15 protein-coding genes and 1 pseudogene are annotated in these 18,560 nt (G+C 69.3%); 4 read left to right on the top strand and 12 right to left on the bottom strand.

Annotation, left to right across the window (positions count from 1 at the left end):
- Window positions 1-4,532 (bottom strand): annotated as a pseudogene (locus tag D7X99_RS44540) (DUF4388 domain-containing protein); the annotation flags it as partial.
- A gap of 34 nt (window positions 4,533-4,566) precedes the next feature.
- Window positions 4,567-5,070, bottom strand: a complete 504-nt coding sequence (locus D7X99_RS31110) for a tRNA (cytidine(34)-2'-O)-methyltransferase (RefSeq protein ID WP_120600063.1) — start codon at window positions 5,068-5,070, stop codon at window positions 4,567-4,569.
- A gap of 17 nt (window positions 5,071-5,087) precedes the next feature.
- On the opposite strand from D7X99_RS31110, the gene D7X99_RS31105 reads away from it, so the two are divergent.
- Together D7X99_RS31105 and D7X99_RS31100 are read left to right on the top strand one after the other, a co-directional pair.
- Window positions 5,088-5,456, top strand: coding sequence for a DUF192 domain-containing protein (locus D7X99_RS31105; protein ID WP_121780940.1), 369 nt, complete (start codon window positions 5,088-5,090; stop codon window positions 5,454-5,456).
- Between the two features lie 144 nt (window positions 5,457-5,600).
- A complete protein-coding gene (locus D7X99_RS31100; protein ID WP_120566850.1) occupies window positions 5,601-6,365 on the top strand; it encodes a Stp1/IreP family PP2C-type Ser/Thr phosphatase in 765 nt (254 codons plus the stop codon).
- A 78-nt stretch (window positions 6,366-6,443) separates the two neighbouring features.
- Here D7X99_RS31100 and D7X99_RS31095 read toward each other — a convergent pair whose 3' ends face one another.
- The gene (locus D7X99_RS31095; RefSeq protein WP_121780939.1) at window positions 6,444-7,472 is read right to left on the bottom strand and encodes an NDP-sugar synthase; all 1,029 of its coding nucleotides are present in this window, start codon (window positions 7,470-7,472) and stop codon (window positions 6,444-6,446) included.
- Between the two features lie 4 nt (window positions 7,473-7,476).
- Window positions 7,477-8,517 (bottom strand): aminoglycoside phosphotransferase family protein, encoded by a 1,041-nt coding sequence (locus D7X99_RS31090; protein WP_121780938.1) that lies wholly within the window; start codon window positions 8,515-8,517, stop codon window positions 7,477-7,479.
- A 295-nt stretch (window positions 8,518-8,812) separates the two neighbouring features.
- Between D7X99_RS31090 and D7X99_RS31085 the strand changes: the two genes are divergently transcribed.
- Window positions 8,813-10,180, top strand: coding sequence for a pyridoxal-phosphate dependent enzyme (locus tag D7X99_RS31085; protein ID WP_121780937.1), 1,368 nt, complete (start codon window positions 8,813-8,815; stop codon window positions 10,178-10,180).
- Window positions 10,181-10,278: 98 nt separating this feature from the next.
- Here the strand turns inward: D7X99_RS31085 and D7X99_RS31080 are convergent, their stop codons facing one another.
- The 7 genes from D7X99_RS31080 to D7X99_RS31050 form a co-directional block, all read right to left on the bottom strand.
- On the bottom strand, window positions 10,279-10,680 hold the full coding sequence (locus tag D7X99_RS31080) for a hypothetical protein (RefSeq protein WP_121780936.1): 402 nt from the start codon (window positions 10,678-10,680) through the stop codon (window positions 10,279-10,281).
- 3 nt (window positions 10,681-10,683) lie between these two features.
- Window positions 10,684-11,082, bottom strand: coding sequence for a hypothetical protein (locus tag D7X99_RS31075; protein ID WP_120578606.1), 399 nt, complete (start codon window positions 11,080-11,082; stop codon window positions 10,684-10,686).
- Between the two features lie 151 nt (window positions 11,083-11,233).
- Window positions 11,234-11,692, bottom strand: a complete 459-nt coding sequence (locus tag D7X99_RS31070; RefSeq protein WP_121780935.1) for a hypothetical protein — start codon at window positions 11,690-11,692, stop codon at window positions 11,234-11,236.
- A 115-nt stretch (window positions 11,693-11,807) separates the two neighbouring features.
- Entirely contained in the window at window positions 11,808-12,257 is a 450-nt protein-coding gene (locus tag D7X99_RS31065; RefSeq protein ID WP_121780934.1) for a MaoC family dehydratase, read from the bottom strand.
- Window positions 12,258-12,327: 70 nt separating this feature from the next.
- Window positions 12,328-14,157 (bottom strand): discoidin domain-containing protein, encoded by a 1,830-nt coding sequence (locus D7X99_RS31060; protein WP_121780933.1) that lies wholly within the window; start codon window positions 14,155-14,157, stop codon window positions 12,328-12,330.
- Between the two features lie 86 nt (window positions 14,158-14,243).
- The gene (locus D7X99_RS31055; protein WP_120578610.1) at window positions 14,244-15,389 is read right to left on the bottom strand and encodes a cystathionine gamma-synthase; all 1,146 of its coding nucleotides are present in this window, start codon (window positions 15,387-15,389) and stop codon (window positions 14,244-14,246) included.
- A 63-nt stretch (window positions 15,390-15,452) separates the two neighbouring features.
- Window positions 15,453-16,214 (bottom strand): crotonase/enoyl-CoA hydratase family protein, encoded by a 762-nt coding sequence (locus D7X99_RS31050; RefSeq protein WP_121780932.1) that lies wholly within the window; start codon window positions 16,212-16,214, stop codon window positions 15,453-15,455.
- A 51-nt stretch (window positions 16,215-16,265) separates the two neighbouring features.
- Between D7X99_RS31050 and D7X99_RS31045 the strand changes: the two genes are divergently transcribed.
- Window positions 16,266-17,252: a class I SAM-dependent methyltransferase gene (locus tag D7X99_RS31045; RefSeq protein WP_121780931.1), complete on the top strand. Its 987-nt coding sequence runs from the start codon at window positions 16,266-16,268 to the stop codon at window positions 17,250-17,252.
- 17 nt (window positions 17,253-17,269) lie between these two features.
- On the opposite strand, the gene D7X99_RS31040 is transcribed toward D7X99_RS31045, so the two are convergent.
- Window positions 17,270-18,478, bottom strand: a complete 1,209-nt coding sequence (locus D7X99_RS31040) for a Dickkopf N-terminal cysteine-rich domain-containing protein (protein ID WP_121780930.1) — start codon at window positions 18,476-18,478, stop codon at window positions 17,270-17,272.
- Window positions 18,479-18,560 lie beyond the last annotated feature (82 nt).

Genomic DNA, 18,560 nt, shown 5'->3' with positions numbered 1-18,560 from the left:
CGCCGGGGGAGTGAGGGCGGATGGGCGGGCTTGCCCTGTTCGGACAGGCGCTGGGCTTCGGCGGCACGGGCCTCTTCGGCGAGGCGGGCGGCTTCGGCGAGGCGCTGGGCTTCGGCTTCGGCGCGAACGCGAGCTTCTTCGGCAAGCCGGGCGGCTTCGATTCGAGCGGCCTCTTCGGCAAGGAGGGCTTGCTCCTCTGCGCGAAGGCGGGCCTCTTCGACCAAGCGGGACTCTTCCGCGAGCCGAGCCTCTTCCTCCGCACGCAGGCGCGCTTCTTCGGCCAGACGCGCTTCCTCAGCGAGTCGAGCCTCTTCCGCGAGCCGGGCCTCTTCCGCGAGGCGGGCCTCTTCGACCAGTCGCGCCTCTTCCGCGAGACGGGCCTCTTCCTCCGCACGAAGGCGGGCTTCTTCCGCGAGCCGAGCCACTTCCGCGAGGCGGGCGGCTTCGGCCAGTCGCGCCTCTTCGGCTAGGCGAGCCTCCTCCGCGAGCCGTGCCTCTACCGCCGCACGAAGACGAGCTTCCTCTGCAAGCCGAGCCTCTTCTTCAGCACGAAGGCGAGCTTCCTCGGCGAGGCGAACTTCCTCGGCGAGGCGAGCTTCCTCGGCGAGGCGAGCTTCCTCGGCGAGGCGAGCTTCCTCGGCAAGCCGAGCCTCTTCTTCAGCACGAAGGCGAGCTTCCTCGGCGAGCCGAACTTCCTCGGCGAGGCGAGCTTCCTCTGCAAGCCGAGCCTCTTCTTCCGCACGAAGGCGAGCTTCCTCGGCGAGGCGAGCTTCCTCTGCAAGCCGAGCCTCTTCTTCAGCACGAAGGCGAGCTTCCTCGGCGAGGCGAACTTCCTCGGCGAGGCGAGCTTCCTCGGCAAGCCGAGCCTCTTCGGCGAGGCGAGCTTCCTCCGCCGCACGCAGGCGCGCTTCTTCAGCCAGACGCGCTTCCTCAGCGAGTCGAGCCTCTTCAATCGCGCGAAGCCGAGCCTCTTCGGCCAAGCGCGCTTCTTCCGCCAGCCGGGCCTCTTCCTCTGCACGGAGTCGGGATTCCTCCTCCGCGCGAAGCCGCGCTTCCTCCAAGAGGCGCGCCTCTTCATCTGCACGGAGTCGAGCCTCTTCGGCGAGTCGGGCCTCTTCCTCTGCGCGCAGGCGCGCCTCTTCTGCCAGGCGAGCTTCTTCCGCGAGCCGGGCCTCTTCGGCCAAACGCGCCTCTTCTACAGCACGAAGCCGAGCCTCTTCCGCGAGCCGAGCCTCTTCTTCCGCACGCAGCCGAGCCTCTTCGGCCAGCCGAGCCTCTTCCGCGAGCCGAGCCTCTTCTTCCGCACGCAGCCGAGCCTCTTCCGCGAGGCGGGTCTCTTCGGCGAGACGTGCCTCCTCGGCAAGGCGAGCCTCTTCCTCCGCCCGAAGCCGGGCCTCTTCGGCCAGACGCGCCTCTTCGGCCAGACGCGCCTCTTCGGCGAGTCGTGCCTCTTCGGCACGAAGCCGTGCCTCCTCCGCGAGCCGAGCCTCTTCCGCGAGGCGGGCCTCTTCCTCTGCACGCAGGCGGGCTTCTTCCGCGAGACGAGCCTCTTCGGCTAGGCGAGCCTCCTCCGCAAGCCGAGCCTCTTCTTCCGCACGAAGGCGAGACTCCTCTGCGAGTCGAGCCTCCTCCGCAAGCCGAGCCTCTTCGGCGAGGCGAGCCTCTTCCTCAGCACGAAGGCGAGCCTCCTCTGCGAGCCGAGCCTCTTCCTCCGCGAGAAGGCGGGCCTCCTCCGCCAAGCGAGCTTCTTCTTCGGCACGAAGCCGGGCCTCTTCGGCGAGCCGAGCCTCTTCGGCCAGACGTGCCTCTTCTTCACGAAGGCGCGCTTCCTCGGCGAGGCGGGCCTCCTCGGCGAGCCGGGCCTCCTCTTCGGCGCGTAGGCGCGCCTCTTCCGCGAGCCGGGCCTCCTCTTCCGCACGCAGCCGAGCTTCTTCGGCCAGACGCGCCTCTTCTGCCAGACGCGCTTCCTCCTCAGCGCGAAGACGGGCCTCTTCCGCGAGCCGGGCCTCCTCTTCCGCACGCAGCCGAGCTTCTTCGGCCAGACGGGCCTCTTCCGCAAGCCGCGCCTCTTCAGCGAGTCGCTCTGCCTCAATGCGTGCCAGCTCCGCGAGCCGGGCTTCTTCCTCTGCTCGCAGCCGGACTTCCTCGGCGAGGCGTGCTTCCTCTGCCTGTCGAGCCTCTTCAGCAAGGCGCGCTGCTTCGATTCGAGCGGCTTCCTCGGCAAGGAGGGCCTCTTCGGCGAGCCGTGCCTCCTCTTCCGCAAGCAGCCGAGCCTCTTCCGCGAGCCGAGCCTCTTCTTCCGCACGCAACCGCGCCTCTTCCGCGAGCCGGGCCTCCTCGATCGCGCGAAGGCGAGCCTCTTCTGCGAGCCGCGCCTCTTCCTCAGCACGAAGGCGGGCTTCCTCCGCGAGGCGTGCCTCTTCGGCAAGGCGTGCCTCTTCGGCAAGGCGTGCCTCTTCGGCCAGACGTGCTTCCTCTTCCGCACGAAGACGCGCCTCTTCCGCGAGCCGAGCCTCCTCTTCCGCACGCAGCCGCGCCTCTTCGGCCAGACGCGCCTCTTCCGCCAGACGAGCTTCCTCCTCCGCGCGGAGTCGAGCCTCTTCCGCGAGTCGGGCCTCCTCCGCAATGCGGGCTTCCTCTATCGCCCGGAGACGTGCCTCTTCCGCGAGTCGGGCCTCTTCCTCAGCACGAAGCCGTGCCTCCTCCGCGAACTGGGCCTCTTCTGCAAGGCGGGCTTCCTCCTCTGCACGAAGGCGTGCTTCTTCGGCCAGCCGAGCCTCTTCCGCGAGCCGCTCTGCTTCGAGCCGCGCCTCCTCCGCGAGCCGAGCCTCCTCCGCGAGTCGCTCTGCTTCGAGCCGCGCCTCCTCCGCGAGCCGGGCCTCCTCCGCGAGTCGCTCTGCTTCGAGCCGCGCCTCCTCCGCGAGTCGCTCTGCTTCAACGCGAGAAAGCTCCGCGAGCCGAGCTTCTTCGGCCAGACGTTCAGCTTCAATGCGCGCCAGTTCAGCCAACCGCGCCTCTTCGGCGAGTCGCTCGGCTTCAATGCGCGCCTCTTCGGCGAGTCGAGCCTCCTCCGCGAGTCGCTCGGCTTCAATGCGCGCCAGTTCCGCAAGCCGAGCCTCTTCGGCGAGTCGCTCCGCTTCGAGCCGAGCAAGCTCTGCCAACCGGGCCTCTTCCGCGAGCCGCTCCGCTTCATTGCGCGCCAGCTCCGCGAGCCGGGCCTCTTCCGCGAGCCGAGCCTCCTCCGCCAGCCGCTCCGCCTCCAGCCGTTCCGCTTCAATGCGCGCCAGCTCCGCAAGCCGGGCCTCTTCCGCGAGCCGAGCCTCCTCCGCCAGCCGCTCCGCCTCCAGCAGCTCCGCTTCGATGCGCGCCAGCTCAGCAAGCCGGGCCTCTTCCGCGAGCCGAGCCTCCTCCGCCAGCCGCTCCGCCTCCAGCAGCTCCGCTTCGATGCGCGCCAGCTCAGCAAGCCGGGCCTCTTCGGCGAGCCGCTCCGCCTCCAGCCGAGCCAGCTCCGCCAGCCGGGCCTCTTCGGCGAGCCGCTCCGCTTCAATGCGCGCCAGTTCCGCGAGCCGGGCCTCCTCCGCCAGCCGCTCCGCCTCCAGCCGCGCTTCCTCCTCCGCCCGAAGCCGTGCCTCCTCCGCCAGCCGTGCCTCTTCCAGCGCCTGGAGCCGAGCCTCTTCCTCCAGCCGCTCCGCCTCAATGCGCGCAAGCTCCGCGAGCCGGGCCTCTTCCGCGAGCCGAGCCTCCTCCGCCAGCCGCTCCGCCTCCAGCCGCGCCAGCTCCGCGAGCCTCGCCTCCTCCGCGAGCCGCTCCGCCTCCTCGCGCCGGCGCGCCTCCTCGATGGCCCAGGCCTCCTCCTCCGCCTGCCGCAGCGCCTCCTCGCGCCGCAGCCGCTCGCGCTCCTCCCACTCCTCCACCGACAGGGCCTCGATGCGGCCCTCGCGCTCCAGCACCCGCAGCAGCGCCTGCTGTGCCCCCGTCAGCGACTCCGGCCTTCGGAACGCCCCCAGCGTCTCCAACAGGCTCCGCTCCGACGCATCCGTCAGCCACGGCTCGCACGCCGCCACCTCCGGGCAGCGGTAGACCCTCGCGGGCACGGGCTCACTGGGCGCCGGCTCCAGCGCCGCCCGCACCACCCGCACCCCCGCGATGGGCGCGAAATCCCCCACCGCGTCCACCGACTCCGCCTCGAAGTCCGCGCGCTCCGCGAGCTCGCTCAGCCGCCGCACCTGCGCCAGCACCTGCTGCTCGTGCACCACCGCGGGCCGCAGCCCGCTGTCCTCCAGCAGCTCCTCGTCCGGCGCCGCCGCCCCACCCCGCGCCCACAGCGCGTCCAGGGCGTCCACTCCCAGCAACCCGTTCTGGAAGAGCGCCTGCGCCGGCGTCTGATAGCCGAAGCCCAGCTTCGCGCCCACCAGGTCGCCCTCGCGCAGCCACAGCGCGGACTCGCGTCCACCGGCGTGCAGCGTCAGCCGGCCGGTGGCTCGGGACTTGTGGGCGGCATACAGCGCTTCGGCGACCTGCGAGGCGGACATTCGGCCACGGAGTGTAGCCCGTCCCGCTCGCCCCTCAATTCGACGGCGGTGCCTGCCTGGCCGCCATCCCCAGCTGCACCTGCCGCAGCGCCTCGTAGGCGCCAATCCCCACCGAGGTCGAAAGATTCAAGCTCCGGCGCTCCGGCAGCATCGGGATGGTCACCGGCGTCCCCGTCCCCCCCTCCATCACCTCCGGCAACAGCCCCGTCACCTCCGAGCCGAACACCAGGTGGTCCCCCGGCTCGAACCGCGCCGCGTACAGCGACGTCTCCGCCCGGGCGGAGAACAGCCACCGCCGGGCCTGGGGGTACTCCGCGACATAGGCGTCGTAGGTCGGGTACAGCTTCAGGAACACCTTGTCCCAGTAGTCCAGCCCCGCCCGCTTCAGGTTCCGGTCGTCGATGGAGAACCCCAGGGGCTCCACCAAAATGAGCCGGCACCCCGTCACCGCGCACAGCCGGGCCACGTTGCCGGTGTTGGGCGGAATCTGAGGGGAGACGAGGACCAGGTGCAGGGGGGACGCCAGGGGCTCAAGCATGGGATAGAACACCGGACATGCACTGGAGGGTGACCAACGAAACGCGGCAGCGGCTGCTCGCGGACCGCGCCGAACGCGCCGAGTCCTTCGTCCAGCGCTTCCAGGGGCTCATGGGCCGCGCCTCGCTGCCCATGGGGGGCGGGATGCACATCGAGCCCTGCAACTCCATCCACACCTTCTTCATGCGCATCCCCATCGACGTCGCCTTCCTGGACGCGGAAGGGCGCATCGTCAAGCAACTGTCCGCCATGCCTCCCTGGCGGACCTCGTCCATCTACTTCAAGGCCCGCTCCGTCCTGGAATTGCCCGCCGGGGTCCTCCTGGCCAGCGGCACCCAGGAGGGCGACCGCCTGCTCTTTGCCCCGGGAGAGCCCCCGGGCGCCTAGGGGGCCAGGGGCCCGTGCCTTCCCACCCACCCGTACCCGCAGGGGGGAATGCTGGGACAGACGAGAGGTTTTTGACCCCTTTTGGAGCGCTTTGTTAACGTCGCGCCCCGATTTTCACGCCTCTCCCCGGAAGAGTCCCTTCGCATGCGCATCGAGGTCGCCGGCAGCACCCACGTCGGGATGAAGCGGAACCACAACGAGGACAACTACCTCGTGCTCCCCGAGGAGAACCTCATGGTCGTGGCGGACGGCATGGGCGGTCACTCGTCCGGGGAGATCGCCAGCCGCATCGCGGTAGACGAGCTGGGTGAGTTCTTCCGCCTCACGTCCAAGGACCAGGACGCCACCTGGCCCTTCAAGATGGACAAGCAGCGCAACTACGACGAGAACCGCCTGGCCACCGGCATCAAGCTGGCGAACGCGCGCATCTTCGAGCGCGCCACGGTGGACACCAAGTACAAGGGCATGGGCACCACCATCGTGTCCGTGCACTTCGCGGAGAACGGCGTCTACGTGGGCCACGTGGGCGACAGCCGCGTGTACTTCTTCCGCGGCGGCATCCTCCAGCAGGTGACGGAGGACCACTCGCTGCTCAACGACTACCTCAAGGCGAAGAAGCTCACGCCGGAGGAGATCGAGAACTTCCCCCACAAGAACGTCATCGTCCGGGCTCTGGGGATGAAGGAGCAGGTGCAGGTGGACGTCACCCGCGTGGATCCGCTGGAGAACGACGTCTTCCTGCTGTGCTCGGACGGACTGAGCGGCATGATCACCGACGCGCAGATGCAGGACATCCTGTCGCGCACGCCGGAGCTGGAGAAGGCGTGCGGCCAGCTCATCGACCTGGCCAACGCGGCGGGCGGCAACGACAACGTCACCTGCGTGCTCGCGCGCTACCACGCCGCCTGAGGCACCCGTCCCTTCCGGACGCGTGAAGGCCCGTGCTCCCCAAGGAGCGCGGACCTTCAGGCGTGCGTGGGGCCGGGCTCAGCGACCCGCGAGCGGCGCGGGCACCCGGTGCGGGCCCCACGCGAGCACCTCGGTGAGCGACTCACCGGGTGACACCTGCGTCTCCTCGAACACGGCGCAGCGCTCCAGCTTCGCGCCCTGCCCCACCCGCGCTCCCGGGCCCACCGACACGCCCGGGCCCACGGTGGCTCCCGCGTCCACCACGCTGCCCGCGCCCACGTACACGGGCCCGCGCACCGTTCCCGCGATGCGGGCCTCCGGGTGCACCCAGGCGCTGTCCGCCCCGGCCTTCAGCCCCGCGAGCGGTGAGTCCTTCCCCAGCGCCTGCAACGGCACGCGCCCTTCGAGCACGTCCCGCACCGTGGCCAGATAGCGCGACGGCATGCCCAGGTCGGACCAGTACGCCTCCACCGCGTGGCCACGCACCTGGAGCCCCGCCTGCATCACCCGCACGTAGACCTCGCGGTTGATGTCCTCGGGGCCTTCCGCCGTCATGAAGTCGAACACGCTGGGGGACATCACGTGCACGCCCGTGAAGTGCCACGGCTTCAGGCCATCGCCGCCCGGTCCGTACCCCGCGATGCGGCGCACCTGCCCGCCCGCGTCCGCCTCCACCGCCGCGTACTTCTCCCCCTCCGGCATGGGCAGCAGCACCATCGTCGCCACCGCGCCGGACTCGCGGTGCGCCGCGACCACCGGCTTCAGGTCCACCGGGAAGAGGATGTCCCCGTTGAACACGAGGAAGTCCTCTCCGGAGAGGAAGTCGCGCAGGCCGCGGATGCCTCCGCCCGTGCGTTGGATGACGGGCTCGTGCACCACATGCAGCGGCAGCCCCGCGCGCTCACACTCCTCGCGAGCCACCGCCGCCATCGTGTCCGGCAGGTGGTGCGTGTTGATGCCCACCGCCGTCACGCCCGCCGCCTTCAACACCGCCAGGTGGTAGCGCAGCAGCGGCTGCCCGAGGAACGGCATGGCCGGCTTGGGCCAGCGCTCCGTGAGCGGGCGCAGGCGCGTGCCCAGGCCCGCGCAGAGGACCATCGCTTTCATGTCTTCAGGCCGCCAGCTCGGGCACGTACTTCGCCACCAGCTTCTGCAGCGGCGCCAGCTCCGGCCGGCGCGCGAACGCGGCCTTCACGTAGCGCAGCGACGCCGGGATGGACACCAGGAAGCCCGGGTTGCCCTTCACGCGGTTGATGAACTCGAAGCGGCCCGCGTCCTTCAGCTTGCGCTGGATGGTGAGCAGGTCGAAGAACGCCTTGAACTCCCTGGCGTCGATCTTCTCCCCGCTCTCCTGCTCGAACGTGGCGATGTAGCGATCCAGCATCGTGTCCACGAAGTCGCGGTCCAGCTCCACGTAGCTGTCGCGCAGGAGCGCCACCAGGTCGTACTGGCGCGGCCCCTGGAGCGCGTCCTGGAAGTCGATGACGACGAGCTCGCCCTCCTTCACCATGATGTTGCGGCTCTGGTAGTCGCGGTGCGTGAAGCCTCGCGGCGCGGCGGCCAGCTGCTTCGCGATGTCCCGGAACGTGGCGTCCAGCTCCGCGCGCTCCGCGTCCGTGGGCAGCTTTCCGCTCCAGGCCTCCAGGCCCCACTCGCGGAAGTGGTGCAGCTCCCAGTCGTACAGGTCCTCGTCGAAGGCGCGCGTGAAGGCCAGGCACTCCGGGTCGCGCTGCTTCTCCGCCTGTACGCGCAGCTTCGCCAGCAGGTCCACCGCGCGCGTGTAGAGCGCCTGGTTGTGGCGGCCCCCCTCCAGCGCGGACTCGAAGGTGATGTCGCTCAGGTCCTCCAGCACCATGATGCCGGCGGGCTCGTCGTAGCGGAGGATTCGCGGCACGCGCACGCCCAGCTTCTCCAGGTAGCGGTGGACGTTGACGAAGGGCAGCTCCTTCGGGGGCTCGCCCTTGGTGGCCTCCTCGCTCGTCTTCGTCGCGTCCGGCGGCATCACCATCAGCACCCAGCTCTCCGGGGGCGTGCCGACGCGGTAGTAGGAGCGGTTGCTCGCGTCGCCCTTAAACTTCTTGATGGGGGCATCGGGGACGGGACGGCCAATGGCCTGTCCCACCTGGTCGCGAAGGGCGGCCTCAAGTTCCATGGGGGGCGGGTACTCCAGAGGGGGAAGGGAAAGACGCCCGCGAGTATCGGAGGCACGGCGCGACGGGTCAAAGCCCGCGTGGGCCACACGCCCGGCGGACGCCTGCCCTGTCGCCTACGCGACGAGGAGCCTCGCCCCTACATCCAAGGGGACCTGCCCTGGAGAGGCCGGGGAAACGCCCACCCGGTCGCGGCATCCTGCGTCAGGAAGGGGCCCGCCTTCGGGCATGTTCCCCCTGACAGGGCGGAGAACATATAAGGCCCCGACCCTCACTTTTTTCGGGAAGCCACGCACGATGGACATCCAACAGAACATCCTCACCGCCATTGGCCACACGCCGCTGGTGAAGCTCAACAAGCTCGTCGGTCCGAACGACGCCACCGTGCTCGTGAAGTGCGAGTTCATGAACCCCGGCGCGTCCATCAAGGACCGCATGGCGCTCTACATCATCGAAAAGGCCGAGCGGGAGGGGAAGCTCAAGCCCGGCGGCACCATCGTGGAGAACACGTCCGGCAACACCGGCATGGGCGTGGCGCTGGCCGCGGCGGTGAAGGGCTACAAGTGCATCTTCACCATGCCGGACAAGATGTCCCTGGAGAAGATCAACCGCCTGAAGGCCATGGGCGCCCAGGTCGTCGTCACGCCGACGAACGTTCCGGCGGAGGACCCTCGCAGCTACTACGAGACGTCCAAGCGCCTGGCCAAGGAGACGCCGGGCGCGTTCATGCTGAACCAGTACCACAACCCGGACAACATCGAGGCGCACTACCACACGACGGGTCCGGAGATCTTCCAGCAGACCGAAGGCAAGTTCGACTACTTCGTGTCCGGCCTGGGCACCGGCGGCACCATGAGCGGCGCCGGCAAGTACCTCAAGGAGAAGATCCCCGGCCTGAAGAACGTCGGCGTGGATCCGGAAGGCTCCGTCTACGAGGGCTACTTCAAGACGGGCAAGCTCACCGAGCCGCACGTCTACAAGGTCGAGGGCATTGGCGAGGACATGCTCTGCGGCGCCATGGACTTCAAGGTCGTGGACGACGTGCGCCAGGTGGATGACCGCATGTGCTTCAACGCCGCTCGCCGCCTCGCGCGCGAAGAGGGCATCTTCGCGGGCGGCTCGTCCGGCGCGGCGGTGCACGTGGCGGTGCAGCTGGCGAAGGAGGTCGGCAAGGGGAAGACCATCGTGGTCGTCCTGCCGGACTCTGGCAGCAGCTACATCAGCAAGTTCCACTCCGACGAGTGGATGCGCGACAACGGCTTCATGCAGGAGAAGGGCGCCGGCACGGTGCGCGACATCATCGGTGCGAAGCCCCGCGACCTGAAGACGGCCCAGCGCGGTGACCGCGTGGACCGCGTGGTGGAGACCATGCGCAGCCACGGCATCAGCCAGATGCCCGTGGTGTCCGACGACGGGCGCGCAGTGGGCATGGTGCACGAGTACGACCTGCTCAACGCCCTGGTCGCCAACAAGGTGAAGTTCCAGGACGCCATCGACCCCATCGTCGCCCCGCTCCAGGGCGCCGTGTCCGCCGACGCCAGCATCGACCGGCTGCGTGAAATCTTCGCGCGCGACAACGTGGCCGTGGTGAAGGACGGCGAGACCGTCATCGCCATCGTCACGAAGATCGACCTCATCGACCACCTGCACCGCACGGCCTCTTAAGGCCGCGGGCGCGAGCGCCTGAAACACCGCGGGCCCGGAAGGAGGAGGACATCCTCCCTTCGGGCCCGTCGTGTTTCTTGAGCGGTGCTGCGGGTTCTTCAGAGTCCCGCGGGGTCCGGCTTCGTCAGGTCCAGGGCCACCATGTGGTAGCCCGGCCCCACGTGCATGAAGCCGAAGCGCTCCGCGCGGTTCTTGATGGCGTCCAGCTGCGAGTAGCCCAGCAGCAGCTTGAAGCCCTGTTTCCGGGCCTCGTCGCGGACGGCGGCGACGATGGCGTTGACGGCTTCGTTGCGGTCCTCCTTGGTCAGCCCGGGCGCGGCGATGATGCCTTCAATCAGCGCCACCGAGCTGTCCGTGCGGTACAGGAAGCCCGCCGCCTTCTCCGGCACCACGAAGCCGTATTCCGGCAGGGCCTCCGGCGTCATCGTCTCATCCCACGGCTTGCGCCACAGGTTGAGCAGTTCGTGGTGGACCTTGGGGTCGAAGCGGACGGCCTTCATGGACTAGGAGAGGAACGTGGACATCTTCTGGGCGGCGAGCTCGGTCGCGTTGTTCATGCCCAGGTTGGTGAGCGGGTTGCTCTTGGTGGCCTTGAACAGGTCGCCGACGATGTCGGTGACCTTGCTCTTGCCCTTCGCCAGGTTCAGCGCGCCGGACAGCAGGCTGTTGCCGCCCGCGCCATCCATCAGGCCGGAGCCGGCGAAGGCCCCCAGCGCGTTCTTGAGCACGCCGCCGCCCGGGATGAGGTCGGTGGCCGCGCCCAGCAGCGCCTGGAGGGGGTTCTTGCCCTGCATCAGACCGCTGGCGAAGCCCATCGCCGCGCCGAGCAGCGGGTTCACCGCCGACACGAACGGCTTGACGATGTCCATCACCTTGCCGAGAGCCTTGCCGATGCCACCCATGGTCTGATCCTTTTCGTGGAGGGCCGCGCGGGCCCTCGAAGTGAGACTGACAGTGGGATTCTCGGAGGAACGCCGGAGAAGTTGCCGGTTCCGGGATTATCCGAGTGACCCACCCCAAAGCCCTGTGATTCCAGGGCCTTGGAAGTACGGCTCAGCCCCGGATGGGGCCCTTCTTGGCCTCCGCCGGATCCACGGCGGCCCCAGGCTTGGGGGCCACGGTCTGGCCGGGCTTGGCGGTGGCGCCCAGCGCGGCGCTGTAGCGCTGCTCGTGGCTCTTGTCGCTGCTGAAGCCGTCGCGCTGCTGGGCGGGGCTGATGGAGATCTCCCCGTCGATGATCTTCTGCAGGTGGGTGCCAATCTCATCCACCGTGGGGATCTTCGGGTCGCGCGCCTTCAGCTCCTCGTCGGGGATGATCTCCAGCTGGGGCGGCTTGTCCGGGTGGATGGCGTAGTCGAGGATCTTCTCCACGTACTGCGCGACGGGGATCTTCAGCATCTCCGCCTGCTGCTGCACGTCGGCATCCGCCAGCAGCTCCGCGCGCACCACTTCCACGGGGCGCTTCAGCCGGCTGGGCGCCGGAGGAGGAACGACCTCATTGGTATTGGACATGGGCTTCTCCTTTGGGCGTATTGGTAACCCAGGTCAGCCCCGGAACTCAAAATGGCCGCCACGATTCTCGAAGCCCGCTGTGTCGCGGACCGCACCGTGAAGGTGGACTGAACCGTCAGGGGGACGGCGGGCGGCGGGCGAAGAGGGCGTTGGCCACCTCCGTCATCACCACCTCGCCATTCTGGTTCACGACCTCCAGGCGCAGCTTGAGCGCGCCGCGGTCCGGCTTGCTCGTGGAGGGCCTCGCCTCCAGCGTCTCGATGCGGATCCGGAGCGAGTCACCGGGACGCACCGGCTTCTTCCAGCGCAGTTCGTCCAGGCCCGGTGAACCCATGCCGGCGGCCTGGCCCAGCAGGCCCTCCACCATGAGCTTGTGGCAGATGGCGGCGGTGTGCCACCCGCTGGCGATGATGCCGCCGTAGATGCTCTTGCCGGCGGCGTCCTCGTCGATGTGGAAGGGCTGGGGGTCGAACTGGCGCGCGAACGCGATGATCTCCTCGCGCGTCACCACGTACGGCCCCCGCTCCATGATTTCGCCGACGGGGAAGTCCTCGAAGTAGCGCATGGTGTCCCTTCCGTTGGTGCCGGGCCCGCCGGCGGTTCAGCCCTTCCCTACCCTCCGGCGGGTCTCGCGGCTACTGCGGAAGCGGCTCTTCAGGGTCGGCCACGGACTCCGGCGTGTCCGCGGGAGGAACGGGGCCACGCAAGGCCGGCTCCGCGCGGTCGTCCGTGGGGCCCGGCGGCGTGTCGTGCGCCTCCTCCGCCGCGGCTTCATCCGCCTCCAGCGCGCTGGCCTGGACACCGCGGACCGAAGCCTTGGCCAACGTCTTCTTGAGCGTCAGCGTGTCGCGCACGGTGTTGCTGGAGGTGATCAGCCGCGCGGTGAGCGTGCCGCCGTCCACCGTCACGTCCAGGAAGCCGTAGGCCTGGTTGTCGCGCAGCGCGGTCCACGCGGGCTGGCTGGTGGCGAAGGGACGCAGCGTGGCGCCACCGCTGCCCACCACGAGGTACGGGATGCCGCGCTGGGTGCTGGAGGCCACGTTGTCGCCGTACATGGGCTTGCTGCGCTCGTAGTCGTGGTCATGTCCGGTGAGCACCAGATCCACGCCGTACTTCTCGAACAGCGGGCCGAACTGTCGGCGCATGGTGAGCTGCGAACCGTGCTCACCGCTGGACCACGACGGGTGGTGGAAGAAGGCCACCGTCCACGGACGCGTGTTCGCGGCCAGGTCCGACTCCGCCCACGCCTTCTGCGCCGCGAGCGTGCACCGGTCCGCCGACGCCAGACCCACCGCGCAGTTGGAGTCCAGGGAGATGAAGTGCACCGGGCCCCAGTCGAAGGAGTAATAGCGCTCGGAGCCCTGCGGGTTGTTGGCCGGCAGGTACATGTTGTCCAGGTAGGGCTGCGCCTGGTTCGTCACGTACTCGTGGTTGCCGGGCGTGGCGAACATGGGCACTTCGCGCAGGAGGCCCGCCATGGGCTTGAAGAGGTGCTCCTGGAACTCCGCGTCCGTGCCGTTCGGGTACGCGTTGTCGCCCAGGGCCAGCAGCAGCTCCGAGCGCCACTGCGGCGTGTTCATCACCGCCATCACCTTCGCCTGCATACTGCCGCCGGTGCCGAAGTCACCCATCGCGGTGAAGTGCGCCCTGGTGGCCGAGGACGTCGTGGACGTCTGGAACCCGCGCAGACCCGTCTTGCTGCCGCAGGCCTCCACCACGTAGCCGTAGGTGCGGCCCGCGGACAGGCCGTCCAGCTTCACCGCGTGGCGCGTGCCGGACATGCCCGCGCTGACGGAGGACGTGAGGCTGGTGCCCTCGCCGTAGCGCACCGTGGGGTTGCAGGTGCTCGCGGTGCGGAAGGCCACGATGGCGGACGTCTGCTTCACGCTCTGGAGGTATGGCAGGCGAGGCAGCGTGGGGCCGGAGTCGCTGGAGGACGGCGGCGCACTGGCAGCGCACGCACGGACCTCCGCGATGGAGTTCCAGTCGTTCACCGTGTTGCCGTTGACGGTGATGCGCACGTAGCGCGCGCTGCGCGAGGAGAACGCCACCGTCTGCGCGGACGCGTTGAGCGCGCTGTCACCCGCGTACGCATGGGTGAAGGTGCCGCCGTCGGTGGACGTGGAGACGACGAAGTGGTTCTGGCGCTCGTTGCCCCGGTGCCACGCGATGGTGGTGCCCGTGAGCGTCTGCGCCGAGCCCAGGTCCATCTGGAGCCAGACGCCCGTCCCCTGCGCGCTCCAGCGCGTGGCGAGGTCGTCGTCCTGCGTGTTGCCGGCAACGTTGCCGTCGTCGCCGCTGGCCGTCACGGCCTTCGCGGTGAGCTGGTTGCAGTTGGACGCGGAGAGCGACTCCGGCAGCGCGGCCGGAGGAACGTCGGAGTCAGTGGGAGCGGGCGGTGACTCGCAGCCAGTCGCGAGCCACGCGCCCAGGAGGCAGGTGGGGCCAAGCAGTCGGTTACGCATCGCGCCGGAAACGTTGTGTTCCAACCAACATTCCCCCTGCCCCGGAGGGCAGGCCAGGCCGCCTGGAGCGCGAGCGAGCGCGCCGACTACTTCACGCGGTCGAGCGCCTGCGCGAGGTCGTCGATGAGGTCCTGCGCGTCCTCGATGCCGACGGACAGGCGGATGAAGCCGTCCAGGATGCCCAGCTTCTCCCGCATCTCCTTGGGGACGGAGGCGTGGGTCATGATGGCGGGGTGCTCGATGAGGGACTCGACGCCGCCCAGGGACTCGGCGCAGGCGAAGACCTTCACCGTCTTGAGGAAGGTGCGCGCCGCCTCCAGGCCGCCGTGGATGTCGAACGTCAGCATGCCGCCGAAGCCGGTCATCTGCTGCTTCGCGAGCGCGTACTGCGGATGCGTCTCCAGGCCCGGGTAGGTGACCTTCTTCACCTGCTTGTGCGTGGACAGGTACTGGGCCACCTTCATCGCGTTCTGCGCGTGGCGGTCCATGCGCACGTGCAGCGTCTTCACGCCGCGCAGCACGAGGAAGCTGTCGAAGGCGCCGGACACGCCGCCCACCGCGTTCTGCAGGAAGTACATCCGCTCCGCGATGTCATCGCGGCTGGTGCAGACGAAGCCGCCCACCACGTCGCTGTGGCCGTTCAGGTACTTCGTCGTGGAGTGCGCCACGACGTCGAAGCCCAGGTCGAGCGGCTTCTGGAAGTACGGCGTCATGAACGTGTTGTCCGCGACGGAGATGATGCCGCGCTTCTTGGCGACCTCGGCGATGCGCGCCAGGTCGATGAGCTTGAGCATCGGGTTCGTCGGCGTCTCCACCCAGACCATCTTCGTCTTCGGGGTGATGGCCGCCTCGAAGTTCTCCGGCTTGGAGAGGTCCACGAAGGAGAAGTTCAGGCCGGAGCGCTTGAACACCTTGTCGAAGATGCGGAAGGTGCCGCCGTACACGTCGTCGGAGACGATGACGTGGTCACCGGCCTCCAGCATGTGCATCAGCATGTCCGTGCCGGCCAGGCCGGACGCGAACGCGGCGCCGTACTTCGCGCCTTCCAGCGCGGCCAGGCAGTCCTGCAGCGCCTTGCGCGTGGGGTTCTGCGTGCGGCTGTACTCGTAGCCCTTGTGCTCCCCCGGCCCGTCCTGGACGTAGGTGGAGGTCAGGTACACGGGCGTCATGATGGCGCCGGTGGTGGGATCCGGCTCCTGGCCGGCGTGGATGGCGAGCGTGTCGAAGCGCATGGCTTCGCGAACTAACACAGTCCCACCGGCCGCGCAGCGTCCCCGGCCTGTCCCGGAGTCGTCCTACTCGAAGCGGCCGTGCCGGCCCGCCCCTTTCGCGAAGCGCGTGGCCCCGGGGATGGACTCCGACTGGAGCACCTTCATCCCGCCCCCGAACTCCTGGCGCATCGCGTCTTCGAAGGCCAGGTCGCCCTGGGCGTAGGCGGAGGCACGGTCCGCGTTCATGCAGGCCTGGGGGAAGGCGGCAATCTGGGCGGCCAGCGCTTCCGCGGCGCTCCGGGCCTCGCCCTTCGGCACCACGCGGTTGACCAGGCCCATGCCCAGCGCCTCGGCAGACGACACGGGGCAGCCGGTGAGGATGAGGTCCAGGGCGCGAGACAGGCCAATCAGCCGGGGCAGGCGCACGGTGCCTCCGTCGATGAGGGGCACGCCCCAGCGGCGGCAGAAGACGCCCAGCACCGCGTCCTCCTCCGCCACGCGCAGGTCGCACCACAGCGCCAGCTCCAGGCCGCCCGCCACCGCGTGGCCGCTGATGGCCGCCACCACCGGCTTGGACAGCCGCATGCGCGAAGGCCCCATGGGCCCGTCGCCATCCGGCTCCAGACGCAACAGGCGCCCTTCCGACACGGCCTTCAGGTCCGCGCCCGCGCAGAAGGTGCCCGCGTCGCCGTACAGCACGCCCACGCGCGCGTCGGGGTCCGCGTCGAAGGCACGGAAGGCGTCCGCCAGCTCGCGCGCCGTGTCGGCATCCACCGCGTTGCGGACCTCCGGCCGGTGGAGGATGACGGTAGTGACGGGGCCGTTCTTCTCGACGCGCACGCTCATGGGCCATGGTTTTCCCCCGCCCCCGGGGCGGCCTGCAATATGAGGGGAGCCATGGCGGACGAAGGCAATCAGGAGACGCAGGGCGCGGGCATGTTCGAGAACCGCCTGCGCAAGAACGCGAAGCGCCTGCGCAAGTGGGCTCGCGCGCAGGGGCTCACCGCCTTCCGCGTCTACGACAGGGACATCCCCGAGTACTCCTACGCCGTGGACCTCTACGGCGACCACGCCCACGTGGTGGAGTTCCCGCGCCGCAAGGCCCACGCGAAGGGCGCGAACGCGGACGCGGACCGCGCGGAAGTGCTCGCCGCCGTCACCGCAGTGCTAGGCGTGCCGCCCGAGCGCACATCCGTGAAGACGCACACGCCCCAGCCCTGGGGCCGCTCACAGTACGGCCGCGTGGGAGAGGGCAGCGAACGGCTGGTGGTGGAGGAGCAGGGCCTCAAGTTCTGGGTGAACCTGGGCGACTACCTGGACACCGGCCTCTTCATGGACCACCGCAACACCCGCGCTCGCGTGCGCAGCGAAGCCAAGGGGAAGCACTTCCTCAACCTCTTCGCCTACACCGGCGCGTTCACCGTGTACGCGGCGGCCGGCGGCGCGGCGGGCAGCGTGAGCGTGGACCTGTCCAACACGTACCTGGATTGGGCGGAGGACAACCTGGTCCTCAACGGCCTGGCGGACCCGCGCCACGTGCTCATCCGCGCGGACGCGAAGGCGTGGCTGGAGGACCAGGCGAAGCACGGGGACGACAAGTACGACCTCATCGTCTGCGACCCGCCGTCGTTCTCCACGTCGAAGAAGATGTCGGGGAACTTCGACGTGCAGCGCGACCACGTGCGGATGATGGAACACCTCCGGGCGCTCATGGCCCCCGGAGGCGTCCTCTACTTCTCCACCAACTTCCTGGGCTTCGAACTGAAGGACTCCGCCACCCGGGACATGGCGCAGGTGGAGGAAATCACCCCCCGCTCCATCCCCGAGGACTTCCACCGCAAGGAGATCCACCGATGCTGGCGCATGGTGGCCCCCTCGCGGTGAGCTTCAGCCGCTGACGGCTACAGCCAGCAGACGTTGTCCTGGCAGCGCTCGCCGGACGGGCACTCGCAGTTGGCCTGGCAGACCTTGCCGGAGCCGTGGTTCACCGGCTTGCACTGGCCGCTGTTGCAGGCCTGGCCCGCCGGGCACTCGCAGTTGGCGCGGCACACGGTGCCGGACGTCCCCGCGTCGTTCGACGGCTGCGGCGGAGGCAGCTTGCACTTGCCGCTGGTGCAGACCTCACCGGACGGGCACTCGCAGTTCACCGTGCAGGACCAGTTGCTGCCCGAGCCCGCGTCCGGCACCGGCGCCTTGCAGTAACCGCTCGTGCACACCTGGCCGGAGGGGCAGTCGCAGTTGGCGAGGCACGCCTGGCCCGGGTCCGGCTGCGGCGACTTGCACTGGCCGCTGTTGCAGACCTGGCCCGCCGGGCACTCGCAGTTGGCCTTGCACTGGCCGCCGGACGGAATGGGCAGGCAGTAGCCCACCTCGCACTTGGTGTCCGCCGAGCACTCCGTCGTGGAGGAGCAGGGCGCGCGGCACTGGCCGTTCACGCAGTCGCGGCCCGAGGGGCACTGGGCCTCCGTGGTGCACGCGTTCGGGTCCGTCGGCGGCTTCTGGCACAGGCCCTGGACGCACAGGCCACCCGGGCCGCACTTGTCGTCCCTGTCGCACTGCTGACGGCACGCGCCGTTGATGCAGTAGTGGTCCGCGCCGCAGTCAGAGTTGACCCGGCAGACCGCGGTGCCGGCGTCGGAGCCCGCGTCCGGCTTGGTGCCGCCGTCCGTGCCCGCGTCCGGCTTGGTGCCGCCGTCCGTGCCCGCGTCCGGCTTGGTGCCGGCATCCGGCTTGGTGCCGCCGTCCGTGGTGCCCGCGTCCGGCTTGGTGCCGGAGGAGGTACAGAAGTTGTCCTTGCAGCGGCCGTTCGCGCCACATTCCGAGTCGCGGTAGCACGACTGGGCGCACCAGCCGTTGATGCACATCTGCGTGCCGGGACACTCGCTGGAGTAGACGCAGTTCTTGGAGTCGGAGTTCAGGTCCCAGCAGCTACCGGAGTGACAGTACTGGTTCGAGCCGCAGTCGGACGTGGTGGAGCAGCCGTAGCTGGAGTCGTAGTCGTCGTCGGGCCAGTACCCGCCGCCGTTCGTCTCCAGGATGCAACCCGACAGCAGGCCTAACAGCGCAAGGAACGGCACGACCAATGTGCCGCGAAGCGTGATGTTCCTCATGAGTGGGGGCTCCAAAGAAGGGGATGGGTCCGGACCGGCCACCGGGGGGGTCATCCGATTTCGAGAGCCTTCGACGCAAGAG

Source organism: Corallococcus sp. AB032C (assembly GCF_003668935.1).
Classification (GTDB): domain Bacteria; phylum Myxococcota; class Myxococcia; order Myxococcales; family Myxococcaceae; genus Corallococcus; species Corallococcus exiguus.
Note: the sequence above shows the minus strand (reverse complement) of the source record. Positions and strands in the feature narration are given on the sequence as shown.

Coding starts and splice junctions, on each gene's coding strand:
- D7X99_RS31110 (WP_120600063.1), bottom strand. CDS start 5,070: ATGCTTGAGCCCCTGGCGTCCCCCCTGCACCTGGTCCTCGTCTCCCCT.
- D7X99_RS31105 (WP_121780940.1), top strand. CDS start 5,088: ATGCACTGGAGGGTGACCAACGAAACGCGGCAGCGGCTGCTCGCGGAC.
- D7X99_RS31100 (WP_120566850.1), top strand. CDS start 5,601: ATGCGCATCGAGGTCGCCGGCAGCACCCACGTCGGGATGAAGCGGAAC.
- D7X99_RS31095 (WP_121780939.1), bottom strand. CDS start 7,472: ATGAAAGCGATGGTCCTCTGCGCGGGCCTGGGCACGCGCCTGCGCCCG.
- D7X99_RS31090 (WP_121780938.1), bottom strand. CDS start 8,517: ATGGAACTTGAGGCCGCCCTTCGCGACCAGGTGGGACAGGCCATTGGC.
- D7X99_RS31085 (WP_121780937.1), top strand. CDS start 8,813: ATGGACATCCAACAGAACATCCTCACCGCCATTGGCCACACGCCGCTG.
- D7X99_RS31080 (WP_121780936.1), bottom strand. CDS start 10,680: ATGAAGGCCGTCCGCTTCGACCCCAAGGTCCACCACGAACTGCTCAAC.
- D7X99_RS31075 (WP_120578606.1), bottom strand. CDS start 11,082: ATGGGTGGCATCGGCAAGGCTCTCGGCAAGGTGATGGACATCGTCAAG.
- D7X99_RS31070 (WP_121780935.1), bottom strand. CDS start 11,692: ATGTCCAATACCAATGAGGTCGTTCCTCCTCCGGCGCCCAGCCGGCTG.
- D7X99_RS31065 (WP_121780934.1), bottom strand. CDS start 12,257: ATGCGCTACTTCGAGGACTTCCCCGTCGGCGAAATCATGGAGCGGGGG.
- D7X99_RS31060 (WP_121780933.1), bottom strand. CDS start 14,157: ATGCGTAACCGACTGCTTGGCCCCACCTGCCTCCTGGGCGCGTGGCTC.
- D7X99_RS31055 (WP_120578610.1), bottom strand. CDS start 15,389: ATGCGCTTCGACACGCTCGCCATCCACGCCGGCCAGGAGCCGGATCCC.
- D7X99_RS31050 (WP_121780932.1), bottom strand. CDS start 16,214: ATGAGCGTGCGCGTCGAGAAGAACGGCCCCGTCACTACCGTCATCCTC.
- D7X99_RS31045 (WP_121780931.1), top strand. CDS start 16,266: ATGGCGGACGAAGGCAATCAGGAGACGCAGGGCGCGGGCATGTTCGAG.
- D7X99_RS31040 (WP_121780930.1), bottom strand. CDS start 18,478: ATGAGGAACATCACGCTTCGCGGCACATTGGTCGTGCCGTTCCTTGCG.